Origin of the sequence: Tatumella sp. JGM130, from assembly GCF_018257525.1 — a bacterium.
GTDB classification, from domain to species: Bacteria; Pseudomonadota; Gammaproteobacteria; order Enterobacterales; family Enterobacteriaceae; genus Tatumella; species Tatumella punctata.
Genome location: NZ_JAERJS010000010.1, coordinates 60,157 through 78,640 on the forward strand (window position 1 = coordinate 60,157; position 18,484 = coordinate 78,640).

At 50.1% G+C, this 18,484-nt stretch carries 15 protein-coding genes; 11 read left to right on the forward strand and 4 right to left on the reverse strand.

Annotation, left to right across the window (positions count from 1 at the left end):
* Positions 1–13 precede the first annotated feature (13 nt).
* Together ampG and JK211_RS06870 are read right to left on the reverse strand one after the other, a co-directional pair.
* Complete coding sequence (ampG, locus tag JK211_RS06865; protein WP_212707936.1) at positions 14–1,483, reverse strand: muropeptide MFS transporter AmpG; 1,470 nt, start codon at positions 1,481–1,483, stop codon at positions 14–16.
* A gap of 45 nt (positions 1,484–1,528) precedes the next feature.
* Positions 1,529–2,107: a lipoprotein gene (locus tag JK211_RS06870; protein WP_212707937.1), complete on the reverse strand. Its 579-nt coding sequence runs from the start codon at positions 2,105–2,107 to the stop codon at positions 1,529–1,531.
* A 271-nt stretch (positions 2,108–2,378) separates the two neighbouring features.
* On the opposite strand from JK211_RS06870, the gene bolA reads away from it, so the two are divergent.
* From bolA to JK211_RS06910, 8 genes are all read left to right on the forward strand, one after another.
* The gene (gene bolA / locus JK211_RS06875) at positions 2,379–2,693 is read left to right on the forward strand and encodes a transcriptional regulator BolA (RefSeq protein WP_212707938.1); all 315 of its coding nucleotides are present in this window, start codon (positions 2,379–2,381) and stop codon (positions 2,691–2,693) included.
* 294 nt (positions 2,694–2,987) lie between these two features.
* A complete protein-coding gene (gene tig / locus JK211_RS06880; RefSeq protein ID WP_212707939.1) occupies positions 2,988–4,292 on the forward strand; it encodes a trigger factor in 1,305 nt (434 codons plus the stop codon).
* A gap of 341 nt (positions 4,293–4,633) precedes the next feature.
* Positions 4,634–5,257, forward strand: coding sequence for an ATP-dependent Clp endopeptidase proteolytic subunit ClpP (gene clpP, locus JK211_RS06885; RefSeq protein WP_212707940.1), 624 nt, complete (start codon positions 4,634–4,636; stop codon positions 5,255–5,257).
* Between the two features lie 121 nt (positions 5,258–5,378).
* Positions 5,379–6,650, forward strand: coding sequence for an ATP-dependent protease ATP-binding subunit ClpX (gene clpX / locus JK211_RS06890; protein WP_212707941.1), 1,272 nt, complete (start codon positions 5,379–5,381; stop codon positions 6,648–6,650).
* A gap of 194 nt (positions 6,651–6,844) precedes the next feature.
* Positions 6,845–9,199 (forward strand): endopeptidase La, encoded by a 2,355-nt coding sequence (gene lon / locus JK211_RS06895; RefSeq protein WP_212707942.1) that lies wholly within the window; start codon positions 6,845–6,847, stop codon positions 9,197–9,199.
* A 189-nt stretch (positions 9,200–9,388) separates the two neighbouring features.
* Positions 9,389–9,661, forward strand: coding sequence for a nucleoid-associated protein HU-beta (hupB, locus tag JK211_RS06900; RefSeq protein WP_212707943.1), 273 nt, complete (start codon positions 9,389–9,391; stop codon positions 9,659–9,661).
* A 235-nt stretch (positions 9,662–9,896) separates the two neighbouring features.
* Positions 9,897–11,765 carry a peptidylprolyl isomerase gene (gene ppiD / locus JK211_RS06905; protein ID WP_212707944.1) on the forward strand — a complete coding sequence of 623 codons (1,869 nt, stop codon included), beginning with the start codon at positions 9,897–9,899 and terminating at the stop codon, positions 11,763–11,765.
* A 138-nt stretch (positions 11,766–11,903) separates the two neighbouring features.
* Complete coding sequence (locus JK211_RS06910) at positions 11,904–12,230, forward strand: helix-hairpin-helix domain-containing protein (protein WP_212707945.1); 327 nt, start codon at positions 11,904–11,906, stop codon at positions 12,228–12,230.
* A 74-nt stretch (positions 12,231–12,304) separates the two neighbouring features.
* Here the strand turns inward: JK211_RS06910 and queC are convergent, their stop codons facing one another.
* Complete coding sequence (gene queC / locus JK211_RS06915; RefSeq protein WP_212707946.1) at positions 12,305–13,000, reverse strand: 7-cyano-7-deazaguanine synthase QueC; 696 nt, start codon at positions 12,998–13,000, stop codon at positions 12,305–12,307.
* Positions 13,001–13,093: 93 nt separating this feature from the next.
* The gene (locus JK211_RS06920; RefSeq protein WP_212707947.1) at positions 13,094–14,131 is read right to left on the reverse strand and encodes a PLP-dependent cysteine synthase family protein; all 1,038 of its coding nucleotides are present in this window, start codon (positions 14,129–14,131) and stop codon (positions 13,094–13,096) included.
* A gap of 115 nt (positions 14,132–14,246) precedes the next feature.
* Between JK211_RS06920 and JK211_RS06925 the strand changes: the two genes are divergently transcribed.
* From JK211_RS06925 to JK211_RS06935, 3 genes are read left to right on the forward strand one after another with little or no spacing between them, the layout of a single operon-like run.
* Positions 14,247–14,708: an Lrp/AsnC family transcriptional regulator gene (locus JK211_RS06925; RefSeq protein WP_212707948.1), complete on the forward strand. Its 462-nt coding sequence runs from the start codon at positions 14,247–14,249 to the stop codon at positions 14,706–14,708.
* A gap of 21 nt (positions 14,709–14,729) precedes the next feature.
* A complete protein-coding gene (locus JK211_RS06930; RefSeq protein WP_212707949.1) occupies positions 14,730–16,499 on the forward strand; it encodes a SmdA family multidrug ABC transporter permease/ATP-binding protein in 1,770 nt (589 codons plus the stop codon).
* Between the two features lie 21 nt (positions 16,500–16,520).
* Positions 16,521–18,269, forward strand: a complete 1,749-nt coding sequence (locus JK211_RS06935) for a SmdB family multidrug efflux ABC transporter permease/ATP-binding protein (RefSeq protein ID WP_212707950.1) — start codon at positions 16,521–16,523, stop codon at positions 18,267–18,269.
* Positions 18,270–18,484 lie beyond the last annotated feature (215 nt).

Genomic DNA, 18,484 nt, shown 5'->3' on the forward strand with positions numbered 1-18,484 from the left:
TTATCGCTGATCATTAAATGTCTTTTTTCAGACTCAGGCAGTCCAGTACGACTCCGAGAATGACTGCCAGGCTAATCACCACCATGCCAGCTTCAAACAAGGGAACATCGCGGACGTTACCCGGAAGCCAGCCTGAAGCACCAGATATAAGTGTAGACAACCAGACCAAAAGTACTAGGCAACCGGAAACAAAGAGGCGGAATGCCCAGCGATAGGCGAGAGGAAAACAGCGTCGCGGGGCGAACTGCCCGGCGACTGTCGGCATCAGATTATTGCGACTTATCAGTAGCAGCAGTAACCCCGGCAGTCCTGCGGCGACAGTAAAGGCATAGAATCCGGGCCAGCCCCAGAGTTCGACCAGCCAGCCGGCAGCAGGGCCGACATAAACGCGGCCGACAGCAGACAGGGCAGACAGCAGCGCAAACTGGGTGGCAGAAAAAGAGCTATTGCATAAGGCCATTAACAGGGCCACAAAAGCAGCCGTCCCCATACCACCACACAGGTTCTCGATAAATACTGCGCTGGCCATACTCCATAAATGCACATCAGTGATTGTCAGTAACCAGTAAGCCAGGTTTGACAGGGTCTGTAATATACCGAACCACATTAGTGCGCGAAACAGGCTGAGTTTTTGCATCACCACTCCGCCATACAGGGCACCGACAATGGTAGCCAGTAAGCCGAGAGTCTTATTCACCAGCCCGACGTCGCCGGCATTAAATCCCAGACCGCGGATCAGAAAGGTGGTGGTCAGGGCTCCGGCAAAGGCATCACCCAGTTTATACAGGATAATCAGTGTAATCATCAGCCAGGCATTATTACGGCTAAAGAAATCCAGCAACGGCGCGACTACGGCCTGGCGCAGGGTCAGTGGCCTGACAGCCGGGCCGGCCGGTTCCCTGGCAAGTAATGTGCCTGCAATGCCGGGCAGCATAAGTGCAGCCATCAGCCAGTAAGTGGCATGCCAGCCCAGATAACGATCTGCCAGCCAGAGAGCCAGCCCGCCGGAAACCAGCATCGCCAGCCGGTAACCCAGCACGGTGATGGCTGCACCGCTGCCGCGCTGTTCGGCCGGCAGGACATCGGTTTTCCAGGCATCGAACACAATATCCTGCGAGGCCGAACAAAAGGCGACGATCACTGCCAGTAATGCCAGCAGCGTCAGGTGTCCTGACGGCTGAAGAAAGCCAAGGCAGGCGATAGCCACAATCAGGGCACACTGGGTAAGTAACAGCCATCCCCTGCGGCGTCCGAGCAGCGGCGGGGAGTAGCGATCCATAAAGGGGGACCAGAGGAATTTAAATACATAGGCCTGGCCAACCAGAGAGAAAATACCGATGGTTTTTAAATCGATATTTTCAACCGTCATCCAGGCCTGAAGTGTACCCGATGTCAGGGCCAGAGGCAGGCCCGATGAAAACCCGAGTAACAGCAGAACGGCAAAGTTGCGCTGAGTGAAGATTTTTAAATAGTCTGAACGCATGGCATCCTGGCTGCACGAAGAAAATTCATGCAGCCATCATAACATTCAGTGCGAGTTTTGTTTAATGAACTGGTTAATGCTGGTGTCGCGGGACATATCAGTAATCACATCACTCAGGGTCTGGTTAACCGCCTGAGTAATTTTGTCGTTAGTTGCGCTGAACGGACCTTCAATACTGTAGGTCTGGCGGTAGGTTTTTATCTGTTTATTGCCATTTTTCGCGGTGGCGGTAATAGAAATGTCCGCACTGGTGGTAATACTGTAACGCAGATTCCCCTGAGAGACGTTAGCGTACAGTTTGTTAACCACGATCTGCAAGTCAACAGCACCGTCAGGGCCGATCATATAACCGCGGGCAGTCATCTGCTTTTCAAGCACTTCCTGTAACAGGAAGCGCAGATCACGTGACGGTGTCAGGGTGACCAGCTGGTTATCGCGGGTCACCTGAGCCAGTGCCTGGCTGGTACGTTGATCGGCACCATTAATACTGATAGTCACACCCATCAGGGCCGGATCCTGCTGCGGCAGAGTCATTGTCGGGGTAACATCCAGGGTGTTGCTGCTGGTGGCACATCCGGCAAGGGCCAATACCGCCAGTAAAGGAAAGACTGCTCTTCTTAACATACAAATTTTCTCATCACATGATAACAACAGTCAGCCGGAGGGGCTGCTGTCAGGGAATTTTTTGGCGACACCAGCAGGTATTCGCTGGCTGACTTATAAAAGTCTCTGGATTTCAGCTGCTGACTCATCCATAGTCCGCTGATCGCGCGAAGCTATCATGCGCAATTGGTTATAAAATAGCACGTTTTTTTTGCGCTCTGGCGCAGTGATAATGAAAACACACTACTATTGATCATAAGGGCAGTGCGCTTGCCAGCCAGGAGTGTCAGAAATGATCCGTGAACAGATTGAAGACAAGTTACGTAATGAATTTCAGCCTCTGCATCTCGAAGTGCAGGATGAAAGCTATCGTCATAATGTACCGGCCGGTGCCGAAAGTCACTTTAAAGTCGTGATAGTGTCCGACCGCTTTGAAGGGTTGCGTTTTCTGGCCCGCCATCGTGCTATCTACGGGATTCTGGCTGACGAACTTGCCGGTCCGGTACATGCACTGGCATTACATACTTATACTGCCAGTGAATGGCAGGGGCTACAGGATACTGTACCGGCCTCCCCTGATTGTCGCGGGGCCGGATTACAGGCCTGACGGCGGGCTATCCGGCAGGTATTTATACGGCCGAAAGGCCGTTTTTTTGAAAAAAAAGCCACTGACAGGCAAAAACCCGCAATATCACAGGTGTCGTCTGCGTGTGGCTTCTCGACTCATTCAACCGATGTCGCTATAATGCTGCGTCTATTTTTCCGGAATGTCTTCGGGACGCTTCTGGTAACAGGGATCGGAGTTTTCTTCACGGAAGCCGTCCCGGTTGTTAGATAGTGCGTATTTTATAATGCGTGATGTCTGAAGTTGACCGAGCACGTGATTTTTTGAGGTAACAAGATGCAAGTTTCAGTTGAAACCACACAGGGCCTTGGCCGTCGCATTACCATCACAGTCGCTGCTGACAGCATTGAGACTGCGGTAAAGAAAGAACTGGTAGAAGTATCTAAGAAAGTCCGTATCGATGGTTTCCGTAAAGGCAAAGTGCCTAAGAACATCATTGAACAGCGTTACGGTGCATCCGTGCGTCAGGATGTACTGGGCGAGCTGATGTCACGCAACTTTGTTGATGCGATCATCAAAGAAAAAATCAATCCGGCGGGCGCACCTAAATATGTACCGGGTGAATACAAGCCGGGTGAAGACTTCACTTACTCTGTAGAGTTTGAAGTGTATCCGGAAGTTGAACTGAAAGGTCTGGACACTATCGAGGTTGAGAAACCACTGGTAGAAGTGAAAGACGAAGACGTTGATACCATGCTGGATACCCTGCGCAAGCAGCAGGCTGACTGGAAAGAAACGGATGCTGCCGCGACTGCTGAAGATCGCGTCACTATCGATTTCTCTGGTTCAGTTGACGGGGAAGAGTTTGAAGGCGGTAAATCGTCTGACTTCGTTCTGGCAATGGGCCAGGGCCGTATGATCCCGGGCTTCGAAGAAGGTCTGGTTGGTCATAAAGCCGGTGAAGAATTCACCATCGACGTGAAATTCCCTGAAGAATATCACGCTGAAACTCTGAAAGGTAAAGAGGCTAAATTTGCGATTGTTCTGAAAAAAGTAGAACAGCGTGAACTGCCTGAATTTACCGAAGAGTTCGTCAAGCGTTTTGGCGTTGCTGATGGCTCTGTTGCCGGTCTGCGTACCGAAGTTCGTAAGAACATGGAACGCGAACTGAAAGGCGCAGTGCGTAATAACATCAAAACTCAGGCGATTGATGGTCTGGTGAATGCTAACGATATCGAGGTGCCTGCGGCACTGATCGACAGCGAGATTGATGTTCTGCGTCGTCAGGCAGCCCAGCGTTTTGGCGGTGATGAAAAACAGGCACTGGAATTACCTCGTGAACTGTTTGAAGAACAAGCGAAACGCCGTGTTGTTGTTGGTTTACTGCTGGGTGAAGTTATCCGTACCAGTGAATTAAAAGCTGACGAAGACCGCGTTAAAGGCCTGATCGAAGAAATGGCATCTGCTTATGAAGATCCTCAGGAAGTGATCGAATTCTACAGCAAAAACAATGAGCTGATGAATAACATGCGCAATGTTGCACTGGAAGAGCAGGCGGTTGACGTATTGCTTGAAAAAGCAAAAGTTACCGAAAAAGCGGCTAACTTCCACGACCTGATGAACCAGGGCCAGACTGCATAAGTCTGACTTAACGGTTCTCAGGTGAAGCCCGTGATCAGATTGGTCACGGGCTTTTTTACTTTTATAGCTAAAACTCCGTAACCCGCAGTGCTTTTTGTCGGTATTTCAGAGATTAACCGGCAGATTATCGGGTAATCTCTGGTGTAATATTCGCGAATTATCAAAAGATTGTTATGCTTGAAATATCGGTAGTTACCCCCATATACAGGGGAGTGTAAGATGAGACTGACTGATTAACCGTCCTGACGTTGTCGGAAGGAGGCAGGCTTCGGGGATTCGTAGCTTTCCTAACGTAAAATCGGTACAGAGTATTACCAATGTAATTTATTCAGGAGACGGTTATGTCATACAGTGGCGAACGTGAAATGATGGCATCACAAATGGCGCTGGTGCCAATGGTGGTTGAACAGACTTCACGCGGAGAGCGTTCTTACGACATTTTTTCCCGCTTACTTAAAGAGCGTGTGATCTTTTTGACAGGGCAGGTTGAAGACCAGATGGCCAACCTGATTGTCGCTCAGATGCTGTTTTTAGAAGCCGAAAATCCTGAGAAAGATATTTATCTGTATATTAACTCGCCGGGTGGCGTGATCACTGCCGGAATGTCGATTTATGACACCATGCAGTTTATCAAACCTGATGTCAGCACCATTTGTATGGGCCAGGCATGTTCGATGGGGTCATTCCTGTTGACGGCCGGGGCAGAAGGTAAACGTTTCTGCCTGCCAAATTCACGGGTTATGATCCATCAGCCACTGGGCGGTTTCCAGGGCCAGGCAACAGATATTGAAATTCATGCCCGCGAAATCCTGAAAGTGAAACAGCGGATGAATGAGTTAATGGCGAAGCATACAGGCCAGTCGCTGGCACAGATTGAAAGCGATACTGAACGTGACCGTTTCCTCTCAGCAGCAGAAGCGGTAGAGTATGGTCTGGTCGATTCTATTCTGACGCAGCGTAAATAAGGCTGTTTGCTACACTGCTTAAACCGCAGGCTGAAACCCGGGTAAATAGTGTATTGACGATGCCAGTCTGCTGCACGTTAAGTCGTGTTGCAGATTATCGAAACAATTAAAGAGGTAACTGATGACAGAAAAGCGCAAAGACGGTTCAGGTAAGTTGCTGTACTGCTCTTTTTGCGGCAAGAGCCAGCATGAAGTGCGTAAACTGATTGCCGGACCGTCAGTGTATATCTGTGATGAATGCGTTGATTTATGCAATGACATCATCCGTGAAGAGATTAAAGACGTCGCGCCTCATCGTGAACGTAGCGCACTGCCTACACCACGTGAAATCCGCGTTCATCTCGACGATTACGTGATTGGCCAGGAAAAAGCCAAAAAAGTGCTGTCAGTAGCGGTGTATAACCACTACAAACGCCTGCGTAATGGTGATACCAGCAACGGTGTTGAACTGGGCAAAAGTAACATTCTGCTGATTGGTCCGACCGGTAGCGGTAAAACCTTACTGGCGGAAACCCTGGCGCGGTTACTGGATGTGCCTTTCACTATGGCTGATGCCACCACCCTGACCGAAGCGGGTTATGTGGGGGAGGATGTGGAAAACATCATCCAGAAATTGTTGCAGAAATGCGACTATGATGTGGAAAAAGCCCAGCGCGGTATCGTCTATATTGATGAAATCGACAAAATCTCGCGTAAGTCTGATAACCCGTCAATAACCCGTGATGTGTCCGGTGAAGGGGTTCAGCAGGCATTACTGAAACTGATTGAAGGTACTGTGGCCGCTGTTCCGCCGCAGGGCGGACGTAAGCATCCGCAGCAGGAGTTTTTACAGGTAGATACCTCTAAAATCCTGTTTATCTGTGGTGGTGCTTTTGCCGGACTGGACAAAGTGATTGCTCAGCGTGTTGAAACCGGCTCAGGTATCGGTTTTGGTGCAACGGTAAAAGACAAGTCACAGAAAGCGACTGAAGGTCAGTTACTGTCTCAGGCAGAGCCGGAAGATCTGATTAAATTCGGTTTAATCCCTGAATTTATTGGCCGTCTGCCGGTAGTGGCGACGCTGAACGAATTAAGTGAAGAGGCATTAATTCAGATTCTGCGTGAGCCGAAAAATGCTTTGACCAAGCAGTACCAGGCATTATTCAGCCTGGAAGGCGCTGAACTTGAGTTCCGTGATGAGGCGTTAACCGCAATTGCCAAAAAAGCGATGGCCCGTAAAACCGGTGCCCGTGGCTTACGTTCAATTGTTGAAGCCGCACTGCTGGATACCATGTATGACCTGCCTTCGATGGAAGGCGTGGAAAAAGTGGTGATTGATGACAGTGTTATCGAAGGGCAGTCAGAACCTATGCTGATTTACGGTAAGCAGGAAGCTCAGGCGTCTGGCGAATAAATCAGCAAAATAGCCATCTGTTAGTTAATAAAGGGGAAAATCTTTTCCCCTTTTATTTTTTCTCGCATTTATGACATTGAATGTCTTGTCATCATCCCCATATACTCAATAACCTTTGGGCCTGAAGCACCCTGACGCTGTAAAAGGGTAGCTGAGCCCATCACCTGGCGGAAATTAAACTAAGAGAGAGCTCTATGAATTCTGAGCGTTCCGAACGCATTGAAATCACCGTATTGCCGTTACGCGATGTGGTGGTTTATCCGCACATGGTTATTCCGTTGTTTGTCGGACGTGAAAAGTCGATTCGCTGTCTGGAAGCGGCAATGGACAACGATAAAAAGATCCTGTTGGTGGCACAAAAAGAAGCTTCCACCGATGAACCCGGCGTTAATGATCTTTTTTCCGTCGGTACAGTTGCCTCTGTGTTGCAGATGCTGAAACTTCCCGATGGCACCGTCAAAGTGCTGGTGGAAGGCCTGCAGCGTGCGCGTATCGATACCCTGTCCGATAACGGTGACCATTTTGCAGCCCGTGCAGATTATCTGGAATCTGCAGAAATTGAAGAGCGTGAGCAGGAAGTGCTGGTACGCACGGCGGTGAATCAGTTTGAAGGTTACATCAAACTGAATAAAAAAATTCCGCCGGAAGTCCTGACGTCGCTGAACAATATTGATGATGCGGCCCGTCTGGCTGATACCATTGCTGCTCATATGCCCCTGAAACTGGCTGATAAACAGTCAGTTCTGGAAATGACAGATATTAATGAACGTCTTGAATATTTGATGGCGATGATGGAATCGGAAATCGATCTGTTACAGGTCGAAAAGCGTATCCGTAACCGTGTCAAAAAACAGATGGAAAAAAGCCAGCGTGAGTACTATCTGAATGAGCAAATGAAAGCCATTCAGAAAGAACTCGGCGAAATGGATGATGCACCTGACGAATTTGAAGCGCTGAAGCAGAAGATTGAAGCGGCGAAAATGCCGAAAGAGGCGAAGGAAAAAACTGAAGCCGAGCTGCAGAAGCTGAAAATGATGTCCCCTATGTCGGCGGAAGCGACAGTCGTCCGTGGCTATATCGACTGGATGGTTCAGGTGCCGTGGAACGGTCGCAGTAAGGTTAAAAAAGATCTTACCCGCGCCAAAGAAACCCTGGATACGGACCATTATGGTCTGGACCGGGTAAAAGACCGTATTCTTGAGTACTTAGCCGTTCAGAGCCGGGTCAATAAAATTAAAGGTCCTATTCTGTGTCTGGTCGGACCACCAGGGGTCGGTAAAACCTCTCTTGGACAGTCAATTGCTAAAGCAACCGGCCGTAAATACGTACGTATGGCGTTAGGCGGGGTGCGTGATGAAGCGGAAATCCGCGGACATCGTCGCACCTATATCGGTTCAATGCCGGGCAAACTTATCCAGAAAATGGCCAAAGTCGGGGTGAAAAACCCACTGTTCCTGCTGGATGAAATTGACAAAATGTCGTCTGATATGCGCGGCGATCCGGCTTCTGCACTACTGGAAGTGCTGGACCCGGAGCAGAATATCGCATTTAACGATCATTACCTGGAAGTCGATTACGACCTGTCCGACGTTATGTTCGTGGCGACCTCGAACTCGATGAATATTCCGGCTCCGTTACTGGATCGTATGGAAGTGATCCGTCTTTCCGGTTATACGGAAGATGAAAAGCTGAATATTGCCCGTCGTCATTTACTGCCGAAGCAAATTGAACGTAATGCGTTAAAACCGAAAGAAATTACGGTTGAAGACAGTGCACTGATGGGCATTATTCGTTACTACACCCGTGAAGCCGGGGTACGTAGCCTGGAACGTGAACTGTCAAAGCTGTGCCGTAAAGCAGTGAAAGCCCTGTTGCTGGATAAGCAGCAGAAACACATTGCGATTAATGGCGACAACCTGAAGGATTATCTCGGGGTGCAGCGCTTTGATTACGGCCGTGCTGATGAGCAAAACCGGATTGGCGAAGTGACCGGTCTGGCATGGACCGAAGTCGGTGGTGATTTACTGACCATTGAAACTGCCAGTGTCCCGGGTAAAGGTAAACTGACCTATACCGGTTCTCTGGGTGAGGTGATGCAGGAGTCTATCCAGGCAGCAATGACGGTGGTCCGTGCCAGGGCAGAGACGCTGGGGATTAACAGTGATTTCTACGAAAAGCGTGATATCCACGTGCACGTCCCGGAAGGCGCCACACCAAAGGATGGTCCGAGTGCCGGTATTGCTATGTGTACTGCGCTGGTGTCCGCGCTGACCGGCAATCCTGTGCGGGCTGATGTCGCGATGACCGGTGAGATTACGTTGCGTGGTCAGGTACTGCCGATTGGCGGATTAAAAGAAAAGCTACTGGCTGCTCATCGTGGTGGTATTAAAACCGTACTGATCCCCGATGAAAACAAACGTGATCTGGAAGAGATCCCTGATAATGTGATAGCGGATCTGAAAATCCATCCGGTTAAATGTATCGAAGAAGTGCTTAAACTGGCACTGGAACGTGCACCGGAAGGATTTGAGGTTGAAACAGCGAAATAATCTCGTTGCGTCAGCGCGGTTATTACCGTCAAATAGCGGCGGTAATAACCCGGATGCCGGCATTGTTATCACGGCGGCATAAATTCAGAGTAATACCGTTGTGTATGGCTGCGATGCTTGTTATAACGGGCTGTTCTTTATCGGCAGTTATTCTGCCGGTAAGGTAAAAAAATAAAAGGGGATGATAGAGTGAATAAATCACAGTTGATTGACCAGATTGCTGCTAATGCGGATATCTCCAAAGCAGCAGCCGGACGTGTTTTAGATGCATTTATGAGTGCAGTAACAGAGTCACTGAAAGAAGGTGATGAAGTGGCTTTAGTCGGCTTTGGTACTTTCTCCGTGCGTGAGAGAGCAGAGCGTACCGGCCGTAACCCACAGACCGGAAAGGAAATCACTATCCCGGCAGGTAAAGTTCCTGGCTTCCGTGCCGGCAAAGCACTGAAAGATTCTGTTAATTAATCGTATTTAACTCTGTGAAAGGATTTTCTTTCATGGATTGAGGACTGTACTGCCGTTCTCATGTAACATACTGGCACATCATGGTGATGTGCCTTTTTTATGCCGGTTAGCGGCTGCATAAGACGGTGACATCACCAGACAGGTTCGAAAATCAGTACCTGTTTATTGCTGATTTTTGAGTTGAACGGCGACGGTAAAGCGTCATATTTACACTACAGCGGAGTGTTGCCATACCATGATGGACAATTTACGCACGGCCTCTAGCCACATCGTATTGAAGATTATACTGGGATTGATCATTGTTTCATTCGTGCTGACCGGCGTGGGTAACTATTTGATTGGTGGTAATAGTGATTATGCCGCCAAGGTTAACGGTATCACTATCAGTGGTCCTCAGCTGGAGAATGCGTTCAATAATGAGCGTAATCGTCAGCAACAGCAACTGGGCGCACAGTTTGCTCAACTGGCAGGCAATGAACAATTTGTACAGCAAATGCGCCAGCAGGCGATGTCGGATTTGGTCGACCAGACACTGCTACAGCAGTATGTTAAGTCACTGGGACTGGATGTCAGTAACGATCAGATTAAACAGGCTATCTTTGCCCAGAAGGCTTTCCAGACCGACGGCCATTTTGATAATGCCCGTTTTACCGGCCTGATTAACAGTATGGGATATACCCCTGACCAGTATGCAGTGGCATTACGTAAGAGCCTGAGTACTGGTCAGCTGATTAACGGGATCACGGATACTGATTTTATGCTGAAGAATGAAATCAGCCAGCTGGTGAGCCTGGTGGCACAGCAACGTAATGTCCGTGAAGCGGTCATTAGCACTGATGCGCTGGCGGCGAAGCAGACTGTTTCAGATGACGAAGTGAACAGTTATTATCAGCAACATAAAGACAGCTTCCTCGCGCCTGAACAGTTCCGTGTCAGCTATATCAAACTGGACGCGGCCAGCCTGCAAAAAACACCTTCCCCGCAACAGGTACAAGCCTGGTATGACAGTCACAAAAGTGACTACACCACGCCGCAGCGTACCCGGTTTAGTGTGATTCAGGTAAAAACACAGGCTGATGCCGATGCTGTGCTGGCACAACTTAAACAGGGAGCCGATTTCGCGGCTTTGGCTAAAGAGAAATCTATTGACCCGATTTCTGCCCGTAAAGGCGGTGACATGGGCTGGCTGGAGCCGGATACTCTGCCAGATGAACTGAAAAATGCCGGTCTGACAACCAAAGGTCAGATTTCTGGTGCGATTAAAAGTTCGGTCGGCTATCTGATTGCGCGGGTGGATGATATTCAGCCGGAACAGATCCAGCCACTATCGGCTGTTTATACCACTGTTGCTCAAAGCGCAGAGCAGGATAGTGCCGTCAGCGAGTTCTATCAGCTGCAGCAAAAAGTCAGCGATGCCGCCAGCAATAATAATGCATCCCTTTCCGGTGCAGCCAGTGTTTCCGGGGTTAATGTGGTCGAAACCGGCTGGTTTACCCGTGACACGCTGCCTGCGGACCTGAATTTTGATCAGGTAAAACAGGTTATCTTCGGCGGAACGCTGCTGGGAAGTAACGGTGCTGCCGGTAATAACTCGGATATTATTACCGTAGAGGGTGACAGAGCCTTTGTGGTTCGTATCAGTGATCATAAACCTGAAGCAGTACAACCGCTGGTTCAGGTAAAACAGCAGATTGTTGATGCGATTAAACATGATAAAGCACTGCAACAGGCACGTACTCAGGCAACGGCGATTGTTGACCAGCTGAAACAGGGGAAAACCACAAGCTTTGATGCTGCCGGTCTGAAATTTGCGGCCTCAGAAACGCTTGAGCGTAATAACCCGAATGCTGTGACATCTACTGTCTTCGCCTTACCACAGCCACAGGCAGACAAACCTTCTTACGGTATCGGGGAAGATATGCAGGGTAATGTCGTGATTTTAGCGCTGGATAAAATCAGTGAAGGCACATTACCGGAAGCTCAGGTAAAACAGATGGTCGCTGGTGTGACACAAAACAATGCGCAACTGGTATTTGCCGCACTACTGCAGAATCTGCGTCATAATGCGAAAATCAAATACGGTGCGGCTGCTCAAATGCAGTAACCGTCCGCAACCCGTGTTGTGATGTTGTAATAACAAAGGCTGCCTTGTGCAGCCTTTCTGTTTTCTGTGCGACGTCCTCTGCGCACCGCCTCATTTTTCTGACATGCTGCCGCTGAATGTTATCCAGGGAGAATTAATATGCAATCAGGACTTATACGCATGCTGTGTACTTCACTGTTTTTACTGTCTGCTGTCAGTGTGTTGCCGGCAGGGGCCAGTGATGCAGTTCCGCGCCTTACGGGTAAGATCAATACTGCTGAGACTGTGACGACGAAGGTCAGTGTGAATCAGGCAACCGCAGAAATGCTGGCAGAGGCTATGAACGGGGTGGGTCTGAAAAAAGCCCGCGCAATCGTTGAGTACCGGGAGCAGTACGGCCCTTTCAGTTCTGTTGAACAGCTGGAGGAAGTCCCGGGGATTGGTGCGGCTCTTGTAGAAAGAAATATGTCGCGTTTAACACTGTAACCCTGCGGGACTTATCAGGGAGCATGCGGAGGGGAATAACGCCGGGCAACAGATACCTTCTGTTGCCCGTGATGTTACACCAGGCCGGTTTTTTGCTTCATGGCCGTCATCACCGGTTGCGGTTGTTGCTGGTATTCTTCCAGTCCGCGGGCACGCAGATGGCAGGCCGCACATTCACCGCAGCCGTCACCGGTTATCCCGTTGTAGCAGGTCAGGGTGGAGTGACGGATCAGTGGCAGTTGCTGCCAGTAGTCTGCCAGTGCCCAGGTCTCGGCTTTATTCAGCCACATCAGCGGCGTTTCAAAGCGAACATCTCTTGCCATTCCCAGCTGAACAGCATTATTCAGTGCTTTGACAAAATCATCCCTGCAGTCGGGATAACCGGAAAAGTCCGTTTCACAGACCCCGGTGATCACTGCTTCGGCGTTTACCTGGTAAGCATAGATAGCAGCCAGTGTCAGAAACAGAATATTCCGGCCCGGAACAAAAGTACTGGGCAGACCGTCCGCTGCGGCATCGTAGGCCGGTACCGGGATGTTATCCCGTGTCAGGCTGCTGATTGCCAGCTCGTTGAGTAGTGTCACATCCAGGACTTTATGTGCTCTGGCCCCCAGTTGCTGGCTGAGCTGACGTGCGACCTCTATTTCCTGGTGATGGCGCTGGCCATAGTCGAAGGTGACACAATGGACTTCATCATACTGGTTAAGTGCCTGGATCAGGCAGGTGGTCGAATCCTGTCCGCCACTAAAAACAACTACTGCTCTTTTCATTATCGTTATTCCGCTCAGATTACGCCGGTATGTTAACCTCTGGCGGGCAAAAGGACAAAGCCCGCGGCACGCAAGGTAAACCGGAGAAGATGGTCAGCAATTCAGTTCAGATTGCCAGTGGCTGATATCACCGATATTCTGGCCGACCCAGTGGGGATTATAGTAAGTATCCGGATAACGTTCTCCGCTGTCACAGATTAACGATACCAGTGCGCCCTGCTGACCCCGGGCTTTCATTTGCCGGGCGACATGGATCATACCGTAAAAGTTAGTGCCGGTAGACGCCCCCACGCGGCGACCAAGGATTTTTTCCAGTGCATAGATAGCGGCTACAGAGGCTGCATCCGGTACTTTAAGCATATTATCTATCACGCCGGGCAGAAATGAGGGTTCGACACGGGGCCGTCCTATGCCTTCAATCCGGCTGCCGGTCTGGCAGGTGAGGGTTTTGTCACCCTGTTGCCAGTAGTCATAAAACACCGAGTTCTCCGGGTCGACAGCCAGTAACTGTGTTTCAAAGCCGCGGTAGTGAATATAACGACCCAGGGTGGCTGTTGTCCCGCCGGTACCGGCGCTCATAATCAGCGTATGGGGTATCGGAAAAGGCTCATCCTGTAACTGACGGAAGATGCTTTCGGCAATATTATTATTACCCCGCCAGTCGGTTGCTCTTTCTGCATAGGTAAACTGATCCATATAATGGCCGTTCATCGTTTCTGCCAGTTGTGCCGAGCGGGCATATATCTGAGCCGATGAGTCGGTAAAATGGCATTCGCCGCCGTAAAAACGGATCTGTTCCGTTTTCCTTCTGGCAGTGGCGGACGGCATAACAGCAATAAATGGCAGCCCAAGCAGCCTGGCAAAATAGGCTTCGGAAACGGCGGTGCTGCCAGACGAGGATTCAATTACCGGAGTATCGCGTTTTATCCAGCCATTACTCAGCCCGTAAAGAAACAGAGACCGCGCCAGCCGGTGTTTCAGACTGCCACTCGGGTGGGTGCTTTCATCCTTCAGATAAAAGTAAATCCCCGGAAATTCCTTCAGGGTAAAACGGATTAAATGGGTATCTGCCGAACGCCGGAAGTCTGCATTTATCTCGTTGATTGCTTCTCTGACCCATGGGTCTGCCATGATATGTACCCTGTAAATTTAAAAAGGCAGCATAAAGCACCCGGCGGAAAATAACGTGATTAAATAGCGGTTAATATGCCCCTGTAAGAGAAAAATATTCTCCGGAGTTAGTTATATGGTAGATAAAATAGATCGTAAATTGCTGTCTTTGTTGCAGGAAGACAGTACATTATCTTTGCAGTCATTAGCCGATGCGGTAAACCTGACATCAACCCCTTGCTGGAAACGGCTGAAAAAGCTCGAAGATAATGGCATTATTCGCGGCCGGGTGACATTACTGGACGGGGATAAGCTCGGGTCAGGCCTGATAGCATTTATGTTTATCAAGACCCAGCAACATAATAAACAGTGGTATCAGGATTTTGTGTCACTGATCCATGAGTTACCGGAAGTGATGGGCTGCTACCGGATGTCGGGACAGTATGATTATTTGCTGCGTATTCAGATTGCGGATATGAAAAGTTATGATGCGCTGTATAAAAAGCTGGTGGAAGGTATTTCCGGACTGACAGAAGTGACGTCCAGCTTTGCAATGGAAGAAATTAAATATACCACTGCTATACCGCTCAATCTGTAGTCACTGATAGTGAGATCCTGAGTGCTTTTATTTAGTCAATTACGTGAATATTTCGCGTCAGAATGGCGGCGGTACACCGGTGCGGTCAGCCTGCTGGTGCTGGTTGCGCTATTACAATTACTGCCGCCGCGGCTGGTGGGGATTATCGTTGATGGTGTCACACATCATACCTTGTCACATCGTCAGCTGACCCTATGGATTGGCGTTATTCTGGCGATTGCGGTGGTCACTTATTTTTTACGCTATGTCTGGCGGGTGTTGCTGTTTGGCGCGTCTTATAAGCTGGCAGTGGTATTGCGGGAAAAATATTATCATCAGCTCAGTCGGCAGAGTCCGCAGTTTTATGCCCGTTACCGGACCGGTGACCTGCTGGCCAGAGCAACCAATGATGTCGACCGGGTGGTATTTGCCGCCGGAGAAGGGGTACTGACGCTGATTGACTCGCTGGTGATGGGGCTGGCGGTGCTGGTGGTGATGAGTACTCAGATCAGCTGGCAACTGACACTGATAGCTTTAGTCCCGATGCCGGTAATGGCATTGATTATTAATCGTTGCGGGAAAAAACTTCACCGTCGCTTCCGCTCGGCACAGGCGGCTTTTTCTTCTCTGAATGATCAGGCCCAGGAGAGCCTGACCAGTATCCGGATGATTAAAGCCTTTGGCCTTGAGCAATACCGTTCCGCTCAGTTTCTGAAAACGTCACAGCAAACCAGCACCGATAACTTCCGTGTCGCGAGGGTGGATGCCTTATTTGAGCCGGTAATTTATCTGGCGGTTGCCTGTTCTAACTTTCTTGCGATTGCCGGCGGAGGCTGGATGGTCTGGCATCAGCAGTTATCCCTCGGCCAGTTAACCAGTTTTGTTATGTATCTCGGGTTAATGATTTGGCCAATGCTGGCACTGGCCTGGATGTTTAACATTGTCGAGCGAGGCAGTGCGGCATGGGTGAGGATTGAGGCTCTGCTATCACAGGCCCCGGAAATTGCTGACGGCCTGCACCGGCTGCCGGCAGGACGCAGTGATTTACGGCTGAATATTGCATATTTCCGCTATTCGCAAAGTGATAATGATGTGTTACACAACATGGAAATAACCATACCGCCCGGCAGTATGCTGGGGATCTGTGGTCCGACAGGTAGCGGAAAGTCGACTCTGCTGGCCCTTATCCAGCGGCATGTCGAACTCACAGCAGGACAGGTGACTTATCACGGACAGCCTCTGTCATACTGGTTACAGGATGACTGGCGGCAGCGTCTGGCGGTGGTAAACCAGTCGCCGTTTCTGTTTTCAGACACGGTTGCCGGCAATATTTCTCTGGGAAATCCGCAGGCCAGCCGTGAACAGATTGCTCAGGCGGCTAAGCTGGCCTGTGTCGAACAGGACATTTTACGCCTGCCACAGGGTTATGATACGGATGTCGGCGAGCGCGGCGTTATGCTGTCCGGCGGACAGAAACAACGCATTTCTCTGGCCCGTGCCCTGCTGATGAATGCGGAAATTCTGATCCTTGATGATGCTTTATCAGCCGTCGATGGCGGTACTGAGCACCGGATACTGACAAACCTGCGACAATGGCGGGGGAATAAAACCGTGATTATGACTGCGCATCGTTTATCTGCGCTGGCGATGGCTGATGAGATTATTGTGCTGCAACAGGGGGAAATTACCCAGCGCGGGACTCCGCAGCAACTGGAAAATGCCGCCGGCTGGTATCAGGATATGTATCAGTATCAGAAAATAGCAGCATCACTCTCCGGCAATTCAGGCCGTCAGCCACCACAGGAGGTTTGAGTGTCTCAGCCGGTATCATTTATGAAAACCTTAACACGGTTACTGGCGTATGGTCTGCCGTGGAAAAAACAGTTAATTTCAGCGGTGGTATTGCTGGTTCTGGCGGCGGCAGCACAGGTCGCAGGGCCGATGCTGATCAGCTATTTTATCGACCATTTTATCAGTGCTGAGCAATGGCAGTGGCGGGCAGTATTGCTGACGGGGGCAGGATTTTTGCTTTTGCAGCTACTGGCCGCGATATTTAATTACCGCCAGTCTCTGTTATTTAACCATGCGGCGATTGGTGTGGTGCGCAAACTCCGTTGTGAGGTGATGGACGCGGCATTGCGCCAGCCACTGAAAGCATTTGATACCCAGCCGGTCGGACAGCTGGTTTCCAGAGTCACCAACGACAGTGAGGTGGTACGCGATCTGTATATCACTGTGGTCGCCAGCGTGTTACGCAGTACGACCCTGATTATTGCAATGCTGGTCGCCATGTTTGCCCTGAACGTGGAAATGGCATTGATTGCGTTATGCATTTTCCCGATGGTGCTGGGTGTGATGATTATTTATCAGAAACACAGTACAGGGATTGCCCGCCAGGTGAGAACCCGACTGGCAGATATTAATAACGGTCTTAATGAAGTGATTAGCGGTATGACGGTGATCCGGCAGTTTCGCCGCCAGCAACATTTTGCTCAGTTGCTGAAACGGCACAGCGAAAATCATTACCGCTCAAGAATGAAAATATTGCGTCTGGACGCCTTTCTGTTACGGCCATTGCTCAATCTGTTCAGTGCTGTGATTCTGGCTATGCTGGTACTGGTGTTTAGCCTGGCGAGCCCCGGTCACTTCGAAGTCGGGGTATTGTATGCATTTATTGCTTATCTGGGCCGGATTGAAGAGCCGTTAATTGAACTGACGACCCGCCAGTCGTTATTACAGCAGGCAGTTGTCTCCGCTGAACGTATTTTTGAACTGATGGATGCGCCGGCACAGCAATACGGTACTGATAACCGGCCACTGGCCTCCGGACAACTGACGATCAGGCAGTTGTATTTTGCGTATCAGCCGGAACGTGATGTCTTGAAAAACATTAACTGTCAGTTAAAAGAGGGCGGTTTTCTGGCACTGGTCGGGCATACGGGCAGCGGTAAAAGTACTCTGGCTAATCTGCTGATGGGGTATTACCCAATCACGCGCGGAGAGATTATCCTCGACGGGCGGCCGATCAGCGATCTCAGCCACCGGGTATTGCGTAAAGGGATCGGTATGGTGCAACAGGACCCGGTGGTTCTGGCGGATACATTGCTGGAAAATATCCGGCTGGGCCGGGAGATCTCCGAAGATCAGATAACAGATGCCCTGGCCAGGGTCCGGTTAACTGACTGGCTACACAGTCTGCCGCAGGGGATTTATACCCCGATGGGGGAGCAGGGTAATAGCTTATCGGCCGGGCAAAAACAGTTACTGGCGCTGGCACGTATTCTGGTGGATGTACCTGCATTACTGATCCTCGATGAAGCGACGGCCAGTATCGATTCCGGTACCGAACGGGCTATTCAGCAGGTACTCTCTGAAGTGCGAAAAACGACTACCCTGGTTGTTATTGCACACCGGCTGTCGACGATAACGACGGCAGATACTATTTTGGTGTTAGAGCGTGGAGAGGTCACTGAAAGGGGCACTCATCAGCAATTACTTGAGCAGGGTGGCCGTTATCAGCAAATGTACCAGTTACAGCGTGCGGGTCATGAACTATCAGACAGCAACCTTGCGGCAGGATAATCTCTCAGTGCACTCTGTTAGTACAATTTAATCAGAGAACCCTGGCTGCTGCACCACGACAACACTGACTGCACCTTAATGGTGCAGTCGCTGCCCGCCATTTTTCTCCCGCGTTAATTCCTCCGGTAACAACCTCCGCCCGGCCGCTGATTTGCTGCATTTTCCGAAAATAGCCATCACTGAATAAATGGCATGTTGTTTGCTTATGCTAGAGA